At 73.7% G+C, this 10,516-nt stretch carries 2 protein-coding genes; both read right to left on the reverse strand.

Translation table 11 applies throughout. The annotated features are described in order from the left end of the window. Positions 1 to 7,893, reverse strand: a 7,893-nt coding sequence (locus ACYVMZ_RS38695) for an SDR family NAD(P)-dependent oxidoreductase (RefSeq protein ID WP_461087918.1), incomplete at its 3' end; no start/stop codon positions are given. Between the two features lie 25 nt (positions 7,894 to 7,918). Further along, positions 7,919 to 10,516 (reverse strand): SDR family NAD(P)-dependent oxidoreductase (locus ACYVMZ_RS38700; RefSeq protein ID WP_461087920.1); only part of this gene is annotated, 2,598 nt, incomplete at its 5' end.

The following is a 10,516-nucleotide window of genomic DNA, read 5'->3' on the forward strand; positions in this document are numbered from 1 at the left end:
CAGCAGCCCCTCCCGGTCCCCGGCCAGCACCACACCCCGATGCTCGAACCGCGACCGCCCAACCGCCAACGACCACCCCACATCCACCAGTTCGACAGCCGTCTCCAAGTGCTCCCGCAGCCGGGCCGCCTGCCCCCGCAACGCCTCCGGCGACTTCGCCGACACCACCACCGGCAGCACACCCGACACCACCGGAGCCGGCACCTCGACCACCTGCGACGCGGGCTCCTCCACCGGCGCCTGCTCCAGCACCACATGCGCGTTCGTCCCGCTCATGCCGAAGGACGACACACCCGCCCGACGCGGGGCACCGTCACGCTCCGGCCAGTCCCGCGCCTCGGTCAGCAGCTGAACACCGCCCGCCGACCAGTCCACATGCGAACTCGGCACGTCCACGTGCAGCGTCTGCGGCAACACACCCCGCCGCATGGCGAGAACCATCTTGATCACACCCGCGACACCGGCGGCAGCCTGGGCATGCCCGATGTTCGACTTGATCGAGCCGAGCCACAGCGGCCGGTCCTCGGGCCGGTCCTTGCCGTACGTGGCGATCAGCGCCTGGGCCTCGATCGGATCCCCGAGCGTCGTCCCCGTACCGTGCGCCTCCACCGCATCCACATCACCCGGCGCCAGCCCGGCACTCGTCAGCGCAGCACGGATCACCCGCTGCTGCGACGGACCGTTGGGCGCCGTCAGACCGTTGCTCGCACCGTCCTGGTTGACGGCCGATCCCCGCACCACCGCCAGCACCCGGTGCCCGTTCCGACGGGCATCCGACAGCCGCTCCAGGACCAGCATCCCGACGCCCTCGCCGGCGCCGAATCCGTCGGCGTCCTCGGCGAAGGGCTTGCAGCGGCCGTCCGCCGCGAGGCCGCGTTGGCGGCTGAAGGCGACGAGGGTGTCCGGGGTGGCCATGACGGTGGCGCCGCCGGCGAGGGCCAGGTCGCACTCGCCCTGCCGCAGCGCCTGGGCCGCCAGGTGCAGGGCCACCAGGGACGACGAGCAAGCCGTGTCGACCGTCACCGCCGGGCCCTCCAGGCCGAACGCGTACGAGATGCGGCCGGAGATGACGCTGGTGGCGTTGCCGGTCATGAGGTGGCCTTCGAGGCCTTCGGGGACCTCGCGGACGCTTTCGCCGTAGCCCTGCGACGAGGCTCCGACGAACACGCCGGTCGAGGTCCCCCGTGCGGTGGCCGGGTCGATGCCGGCGTGTTCGAACGCCTCCCAGGAGGTCTCCAGGAGCAGCCGCTGCTGCGGGTCCATGGCCAGGGCCTCGCGGGGCGAGATGCCGAAGAAGCCGGCGTCGAACTCGCCCGCATCGTGCAGGAAGCCGCCGCCGCGCGAGTAGGTCGTGCCCTGGTGGTCCGGGTCGGGGTCATACAGGGAGACGGTGTCCCAGCCACGTCCGGAGGGCAGTTCGGAGGTGGCGTCGCCGCCCTCGCGGACGAGCTGCCACAGCGCCTCGGGGCTGTCGATCCCGCCCGGGAACCGGCAGCTCATCGCGACGATGGCGATGGGCTCGTCGGTCGTGCCGCGTCCGGCCGTCGCGGCCCCGGCACGGGCGGGCGACGATGTGCCGTCCGTGTCCGGGTCCGTGCCGCTCAGCTCGGTCTTGAGGTGCCGGGCGAGCGCCAGCGGGTTGGCGTAGTCGAAGACGAGGGTGGCCGAGAGCCTCAGGCCGGTGGCCTCGTTGAGCCGGTTGCGCAGGTCGACGGCGGTGAGGGAGTCGAAACCGAGGTCGCGGAAGGCGCGGTCGGTCACGATCGCGTCGCCGGAGGGGTGTCCGAGCACGGCAGCGGCGTGGGAGCGGACGAGATCCAGTACCGCCTGCTCGCGATCGTCCTCCGGGAGGGAGTTCAGCCGGCGTACGAAGGCGGGGGCCTGGTCGCCGCGGCCGTCCGTGTGTGTCACCGCGCGCCGGGCGGGTCCGTGACCGGGTACGAGGCCGCGGACCAGTCCGGCGAGCAGGGGCTGCAGGCGGTGTCCGTGTGCGGCGCGCAGTGCGGTGAGGTCGAACCGCACGGGCACCAGCGCGGCGGCCGGGTGGCCGAGCGCGGTGTCGAGGAGGCGCAGGCCCTGCTCGCTGGAGAGGGGGGCGACGCCGGAGCGGGTCATCCGGTCCAGGTCGCCGGAGGTGATCTTTCCGGCCATGCCGCCGCGTTCGGCCCACAAGCCCCAGGCGAGGGACACGGCGGGCACGCCCTGGGCGCGCAGGTGCTGTGCGTAGGCGTCGAGGAAGGTGTTGCCCGCGGCGTAGTTGCCCTGTCCCGGGCCTCCGAGGACGCCGGCGACGGAGGAGAACAGGACGAAGGCCGCGAGGTCGGCGTCCCGGGTGAGGTGGTGCAGGTGGACGGCGGCGTCGACCTTGGGCAGCAGCACGCGGTCCAGTTGCTCGGCGCTGAGCGAGGTGGTGATGCCGTCGTCGAAGACGCCCGCGGTGTGGACGACCGCGGTGAGCGGGTGCTCCTTCGGTATCCGTGCCAGTGCCGCCGCCAGTGCGTCGCGGTCGGCGGTGTCGCAGGCGGCGAACTCCAGGTGGGTGCCGGAGTCGGCGAGGGCTTCGGCGAGTTCGGCCGCGCCGGGCGCGTCGGGGCCGCGGCGGCCGAGGAACAGCAGCCGGCGTACGCCGTGGGTGGTGGCCAGGTGCCGGGTGACGACTCCGCCGAGGCCGCCGGGCGCGCCGGTGACCAGTACCGTGCCGTGGACGTCCAGCGGGGCGGGGAACGTCGTCACGGTGGGCGACTCGCCCGTCGTGAGACCGGTTCCGCTGGTTGCGGCATCGGCCGCGGCGGCGCCGGTTCCGGCGCGTTCCTCGTCGGCCTGGGTGGCGTTGTCTCCCATGGCACCGGCGAGCCGGGCGTCCCGGATGCGCAGGTCCGGGGGCGGGTGCAGGACACCGGCTGCGATGTGGTCCGTCACCTCGGTGAACAGTTCGGCCATCAGCTCCGGCGGGAGTGCCGAGACGTCCGTGGCACTCGGGCGGATGTGCAGTGCTGTCCCGTCCGCGGGCGTGGTCGCGTCTTCGCCGTCGGCACGCACGGCCTCGGCGCCCAGGTGCCGTGCCAGGCGGAGGGCGGCGATACCGGCCAGGTCGGCCGGGCCCTCGACGACGACCGTGTCGTACGGGTCCCGCTCATCTTCGTGCGCGTCCCGCTCGCCCGGTCGGCGCACCGCGTGGCAGGCGGCGAGGAAGGCCGTCGGTACGGCGGCCGCCTGTGCGAAGGTCCAGCCGGAGGGGACGGGAGCCAGGGCGTGCCGGTCCACGACCGCGACCGGGCCGGAGCCCTCGGGCAGCAGACCCATCACGCGGGCACCGCGCTCCAGGCCGGTCACGTCCGGGCCCGCGTCGAGCACCACGCCGGCACCGTCCACGCGGCCGTCGCGCGCCGCACCCGTGGCGCGCACCGCGATCCGTACCTGCCCGGCGCTCGGCTCCCCATCGGCGGCGGGGTCCGCCGCGTGTGCCTCGTACGTCTCACCGTCCGTGCGGGCCTCGGGTTCCGCGCCGCCGTCCCGGACGAGGCGGGGCACGTACACGGCCCCGGAGCGGACCGCGAACTCCGGTTCGCCCAGGGCGCACGCGGACGGGAGGGCCCGCAGCGACTCGGGGTCGCCGTCCACGTCGGCGAGCAGGAATCGGTCCGGTTCCTCGGACTGCGCGGAGCGCAGCAGCCCCAGGACGGCGGTGTACGTCAGTCCCGGAATCCGCTCGCCGGCCGACACGGCCACGGCACCCCGGGTCAGCATGACCAGGCGGGAGGACGCGAACCGCTCGTCGGCCAGCCACTCCTGGGTCAGTGCCAGCACGTCCCGGGTGGCTGCGTGCACGGCGGCCACCGTGTCGTCCGGCTCCGCCGACGGATCCGCCGGCGGGTCCGCCGATGGGTCCACCTCGTCCGCCTGCACGGCCGCGACCACGAACGCGGGCCGCGGGAGCTCGCCCGCGTCCACGGCACGGGCCAGCTCGGCCAGGGTCGTGCAGGGCAGCACGGTCTCGGCTCCGGCGGCCCTCAGCAGACGGCACAGTTCATCGCCGTACGACGGGTCTTCGCTCAGCACGGCCCAGGGACCCGCCGGCACGGCCGGCACGGAAGACGCGCCCGGCACGGAAGACGCGCCCGGCATGGAAGACGCGCCCGGCACGGAGGGCACGGAAGACACGGAAGACACGGAAGACGCGGACGGGACGGCGGCACGCGTCCAGTCGACGCGGTAGAGGTGCTCGGTGCGCGCCCGCCGGGCCGTGAGGCCGTTGCGGGCGTCGACCGGGCGGGAGACGAGCGAACCGATCTCCGCCACGGGCATGCCGGTGTCGTCGGCGAGCAACACGGAGACCACGTCACCACCGCCGCTGCTCTGCCGCGACAGGCGTGCCCGCAGGGTCCTCGCCCCCGTGGCGTACAGCGCCACATCGCTCCACGCGAAGGGCAGCCGGGGTCCGCTCGCGGGATCCTCCGCGGCGGCCTCCTGCCCCAGCTGCGCGGCCTGGAGCGCGGCGTCGAGCAGCACCGGGTGCAGTCCGAAGAGCCCGGCCTCGTCACGCTGCGCGTCGGGGGCGGCCACTTCGGCGAACACCTCGGCCCCGCGCCGCCACGCGCGGCGCAGCCCCCGGAAAGCCGGACCGTACTGGACGTCCGCCTCGGCGAACTCCTCGTACAGCCCCTCGACGTCCACCACCTCCGCGCCCGGCGGCGGCCACTCCACCAGGTCGAACCCAGCGGGAGCGGCGCTCGCCGCGAGTACGCCGACGGCATGCCGGGTCCACGACGTGTCCTCGAAGGCGTCCGCCGTCTCCGGGCCGGGCTCCGGCCGGGAGTGGAAGGCGAGGGAACGGCGTCCCGTCCCGTCGGCGGGCCCGACCGTCAGCTGGACCTGGAGACCGCCCGTCTCCGGGACGATCAGCGGCGTCTCCATGGTGAGTTCCTCGACCAGCGCGCAGCCGACCTGGTCTCCGGCCCGCACCGCCAGCTCCACGAAGGCCGTCGCGGGCAGCAGGACGACCCCTGCCACGGCGTGGTCGGCCAGCCACGGGTGCGTACGCAGCGACAGCCGCCCGGTGAGCAGATGCCCGTCCCCGTCGGCCAGCGGCACGGCGGCGCCGAGCAGCGGGTGCCCCGCGTCGTCGAGTCCGGCCGACGTGACGTCACCCGTCGCGGGGCCGGGCCGCAGCCAGTAGTGCTGGTGCTGGAAGGCGTAGGTGGGCAGGTCGACAGTCCGGGCGCCCGGGAACAGCGCCTTCCAGTCCAACTCGGCGCCGTGCACGTGCGCCTCGGCGAGCGAGGTGCCGAAGCGCTCCAGCCCGCCTTCGTCGCGACGCAGGGAACCCAGGACGGCGGCAGTGGCTTCGGTGTCGTCGATGGTGGCCTGGACCGGGACGGTGAGGACCGGGTGCGGGCTCATCTCCAGGAACAGGTCATGTCCCTCGGTGAGCAGACCGCGAGTCGCCTGTTCGAACAGGACCGTGTGACGCAGGTTCCGGTACCAGTAGGAGCCGTCCATCGGCTCGTCCAGCCACTCACCCGTGAGCGTCGAGAACAACGGCACCTCAGGCGCCGCGGGCGCCACCGGGGACAGGGCCTGGGCCAGGTGCTCCTCGATCGCCTCCACCTGCGCGGAGTGCGAGGCGTAGTCCACCGGGATCGTCCGCGCCCGGACCTCCCGCTCCTCGCAGTGCGCGACCAGCTCTTGCAACGCCTCCGGCTCACCGGAGACCACCACTTGGGCGGGTCCGTTGACCGCCGCGACATCGATACGACCGTCCCAAGCCGCCAGCAGCTCACGAACCTCACCCACCGGCAACGGCACCGACACCATGCCACCGCTGCCCGACAGCGCCCGGATCGCCTGGCTGCGCAACGCCACCACCCGGGCGGCATCTTCGAGCGACAGCGCCCCGGCGACACAGGCGGCGGCGATCTCGCCCTGGCTGTGACCCACCACAGCGGTCGGTTCCACACCGGCCGCCCGCCACACCTGGGCCAGCGACACCATGACCGCGAACAACACCGGCTGAACCACATCCACCCGGTCGAAGTTCTCCCCGTGGAGTTCCTCGAACAGATCCCAGTCGACGAACGCGGACAGCGCATCCGCACACTCCCGCATCCGGGACGCGAACACCGGGCTGGCATCGAGGAGCTCCACCGCCATCCCGGCCCACTGCGACCCCTGACCGGGGAAGACGAACACCGGACGCACCGCCTCACCCACGGCACGCCCCGACACCACACCGTCCGCCGCGAACTCACCCTCGGCCAGCCGCTCCAGACCCGCCAGCAGCTCCCCCCGGTCCCCGGCCAGCACCACACCCCGATGCTCGAACCGCGACCGCCCAACCGCCAACGACCACGCCACATCGACCAGTTCGTCAGTCGTCTCCAGGTGGCCCCGCAGCCGGGCCGCCTGCCCCCGCAGCGCCTCCGGCGACCGACCCGACACCACCACCGGCACCACACCGGGCAGCACCGATTCCCCGGCCTCTACCTCCCGCGCGGGCTCCTCGACCGGCGCCTGTTCCAGCACCACGTGGGCGTTCGTCCCGCTCATCCCGAACGACGACACACCCGCCCGACGCGGGGCACCGTCACGCTCCGGCCACTCCCGCGCCTCGGTCAGCAGTTCCACCGCACCGGCCGACCAGTCGACCTCAGGCGTCGGTTCGTCCACGTGCAGCGTCCGCGGCAGTACACCATGCCGCATCGCCATCACCATCTTGATCACACCGGCCACCCCCGCGGCGGCCTGCGTATGACCGATGTTCGACTTCAACGACCCCAGCCACAGCGGCCGTTCAGCGGGCCGGTCCTTGCCGTACGTCGCCAGCAGTGCCTGTGCCTCGATCGGGTCCCCGAGCGTGGTGCCCGTACCGTGCGCCTCCACCGCATCCACATCACCCGCCGTCAGCGCGGCATTGGCGAGCGCGGCCCGGATCACCCGCTGCTGCGACGGGCCGTTGGGCGCCGTCAGGCCGTTGCTCGCACCGTCCTGGTTGACGGCCGAACCCCGCACCACCGCCAGCACCCGGTGCCCGTTCCGACGGGCATCCGACAGCCGCTCCAGGACCAGCATGCCGACGCCCTCGCCCCACCCCGTGCCGTCCGCCCCGGCCGCGAACGCCTTGCAGCGGCCGTCCGCCGCCAGACCCCGCTGCCGGCTGAACTCCACGAAGGACTCCGGCGAGGACATGACGGTCACACCGCCCGCGAGGGCCATGGTGCACTCGCCCTGCCGCAGTGCCTGCGCCGCCAGATGCAGGGCCACCAGGGACGACGAGCAGGCCGTGTCGACCGTCACCGCGGGGCCCTGCAGTCCCAGGACGTAGGAGAGGCGTCCGGACATGACGCTGGTGGCGTTGCCGGTCATGAGGTGTCCCTCGACACCTTCCGGTGCCTGGCTCACGCCCTCGCCGTAGCCCTGGTAGCCGGAGCCGACGAACACCCCGGTGCGGGTGCCGCGCAGGTCGGCGGCGTCGATGCCGGCCCGTTCGACGGCTTCCCAGGCTGTTTCCAGGAGCAGCCGCTGCTGCGGGTCCATGGCCAGCGCCTCGCGCGGCGAGATCCCGAAGAACGCCGCGTCGAACTCGCCCGCGTCATGCAGGAAACCGCCCTGCCGGGAGTAGAAGGTCCCCTGCTTGTCGGGGTCGGGGTCGTAGAGGCCGTCGACATCCCAGCCGCGGTCCTCCGGGAGGTCGCCGATCGCGTCGTGTCCCCCGGCGACGAGGCGCCACAGGTCCTCGGGGCCGGTGACGCCTCCGGGGTAGCGGCAGCTCATGCCGACGATCGCGATCGGCTCCTTCGAAGCCGCCGTGAGCTGCTGGTTCTGCCGTCGCAGCCGCTCGGTCTCCTTCAGAGACGCGCGCAGCGCTTCAACGACCGTGTCCGAGGGCCTCGTCATCTCCGGCTCCACATTCCGTGCTGCGTCAGGAATCACTGTTGTCCAAGGCCATCTGGACCAGGTTGTCCACGTCCATGGCGTCGATCGAGGCGGCCGTGTCGTCGTCCTCGGTCGTGGGCGGTTCCGCCCCGACCGGGTCCGGTCCGGCCAGCCGCAGGAGGGCGTCCATGAGTCCCGCCTCACGCAGGCGGGCGATCGGGATGGCCGTCAGCACCCTCCGTACGTCGGCCTCCGCGCGGGCGTCACCGGTGCCGGCGGGTTCGTCGTCCTCGGTGGCGCCGGCCGCACTGTCCGGCAGGAGTTCCGCGAGGAGCCGGCGGGCCAGTTCGGTGGCGGTGGGGTGGTCGAAGACCAGGGTGCTGGGCAGGTGCAGGCCCGTCGCCGTGTTCAGTCGCGTGCGGAGTTCGACCGCGGTCAGCGAGTCGAACCCCAGCTCCTTGAAGGCGCGGTTCGCCTGCACGGTGTCGATGCCCGCATGACCGAGTACGGCGGCGACCTCCGTGCGCACCAGCTTCAGCAGGACGCGCTCGCGCTCGGCGGGCCGGGCGGCGGCCAGTCGGTCCCGCAGCGCCGACGCGGACCGGTGCGGGTCCTCGGTGGCGGCCGGGCCGTCGGCCGGTGCCTCGGCGGCACGCCGTACCTCGGGCAGTTCGGACAGCAAGGGGCTCGGCCGCAGGGCGGTGAAGGACCGCGCGAAGCGTCCCCAGTCCACGTCGGCGACGGTGACCGTCGTGTCGCGGCGGTCGAGCGCCCGTTGCAGGGACGCGATCGCCCGGGCGGGCGGCATGACGGGCAGGCCCCGCTTGCGCAGGTGTTCGGCGACCTCCTCGTCGCCCGCCATGCCGGCGTCCGCCCACGGCCCCCAGGCGATCGAGGTCGCCGCCAGGCCACGGGCCCGCCGCCGCTCGGCCAGGCCGTCCAGGAACGTGTTGGCCGCCGCGTACGCCGCCTGTGCTCCGCTGCCCCAGACACCGGCGATCGACGAGAACAACACGAAGGCGTCCAGCGGTGTGTCCGCGAGCAGTTCGTCGAGGTGCACCGCGCCGGCCGTCTTGGCGGCCACCACCTCGGCGAAGTCCGTCAGGCTCGTATCCCGGAGTGGCCGGTCCTGTCCGACCCCCGCCGCGTGCACGACGCCGGTCAGCGGGTGCTCGGCGGATACGGCGTCCAGCAGCTCGGCGACCGCCGAGCGGTCCGCGATGTCGCAGGCCGTGAAGGTGACCTTGGCGCCGAGCGCGGTGAGCTCCGCCTCCAGTTCCCCCGCCCCCGGGGCCAGCGGGCCGCGGCGGCTGGTCAGTACGAGGTGATCGGCGCCGTTCCCGGCGAGCCAGCGCGCCACCTGGGAGCCCAGGGCACCGGTGCCGCCGGTGACGAGGACGGTTCCGCGGGGCCGCCAGCGGTCGGCGGATGCGGTGGCTCCGGACGGGCGCGCTGCGGTCGTCGTGCTCGCGGACGTCGTGGCCAGGGACGTCGTGGACGCGAATGTCGCGGACGCGGCGTCCGGGGCAGCCGGCGTACGTGTGGGTGCTCCGCCGGCGGTCGCGCGGACGAGACGCCGGGCGAACACGGCGGCCGGGCGCAGCGCGAGCTGGTCCTCCTCCGAGCCGGACGGCCCCGAGTGCACGAGGACGTCCACGAGTCGGCCACTGGTCCGCTCGTCGACGGTCTCCGGGAGGTCGATCAGACCGCCCCAGGCATCCGGGTGCTCCAGGCCGACGACCCGCCCGAGTCCCCACACCTGCGTCTGTGTCACGCTGCGCAGCGGATCGGAGGCTCCGACGGACACCGCACCACAGGTCACGGCCCAGAGCCGCCCGCCGGCACCGGCGTCGACGAACGCCTGCGCCAGGGTGAGCGTCCCGGCGAGACCGTGGGTCAGGGTCGGACAACCGGCTGCGGAGCCGCCGGACACCGGGTACGGAGTCTCGTCCAGCGCCAGCAGGGACAGTACGCCGCCCACCGCGTCGCCCGCGGCCGCCGCCTTCTCGCCGAAACCGACCAGTCGCCGCGTCAGTTCGGCGCGGTGCGTGACCTCGTCACCGACCACGATCCGTTCCACGTGGATCCCGCGGGCGCCGAGTGCCGCTTCGGCCGCCGCGCACCACGGGTGCTCCGCCCGACTCTCCGGAACCACGACCGCCCAGGCCCCCGGGCTCGCGCTGCCGATGCCGCCCGGCCTGTCCGTCAGCGACTTCAGCGGCTTCCAGAAGACCTCGTAGCGCCACGCGTCCAACAGCGTTTCCTCCCGCCGCCGACGCCGCCACTCCGCGAGCGCCGGGAGCAGGGAGCCCAACGACGCCTGCTCGTCGACCGCGAGGCTCTCGGCCAACGCGTCCACGTCCTGCCGCTCCACCACGTCCCAGAACTCGGCGTCGAGCGGGGCGACTTCGGCGGGGGCGGTGAGGGACGGGGGCGTGAGGTCGGGCCAGTAGCGCTGGTGTTGGAAGGGGTAGGTGGGCAGGTCGACACGGTGGCGGGCCTCGGTCGGCGCGAACAGCGGGGTCCAGTCGATCGCTGTGCCGCGCACGTACGCCTGGGCGAGTGCGGTCAGGAACGTGTCCAGCTCCGGGCGGTCCTTGCGCAGGGCCGGGATCAGACCGGCCTGGGCCTCCGGGGCGGTGAG

This window comes from Streptomyces deserti (assembly GCF_054782695.1).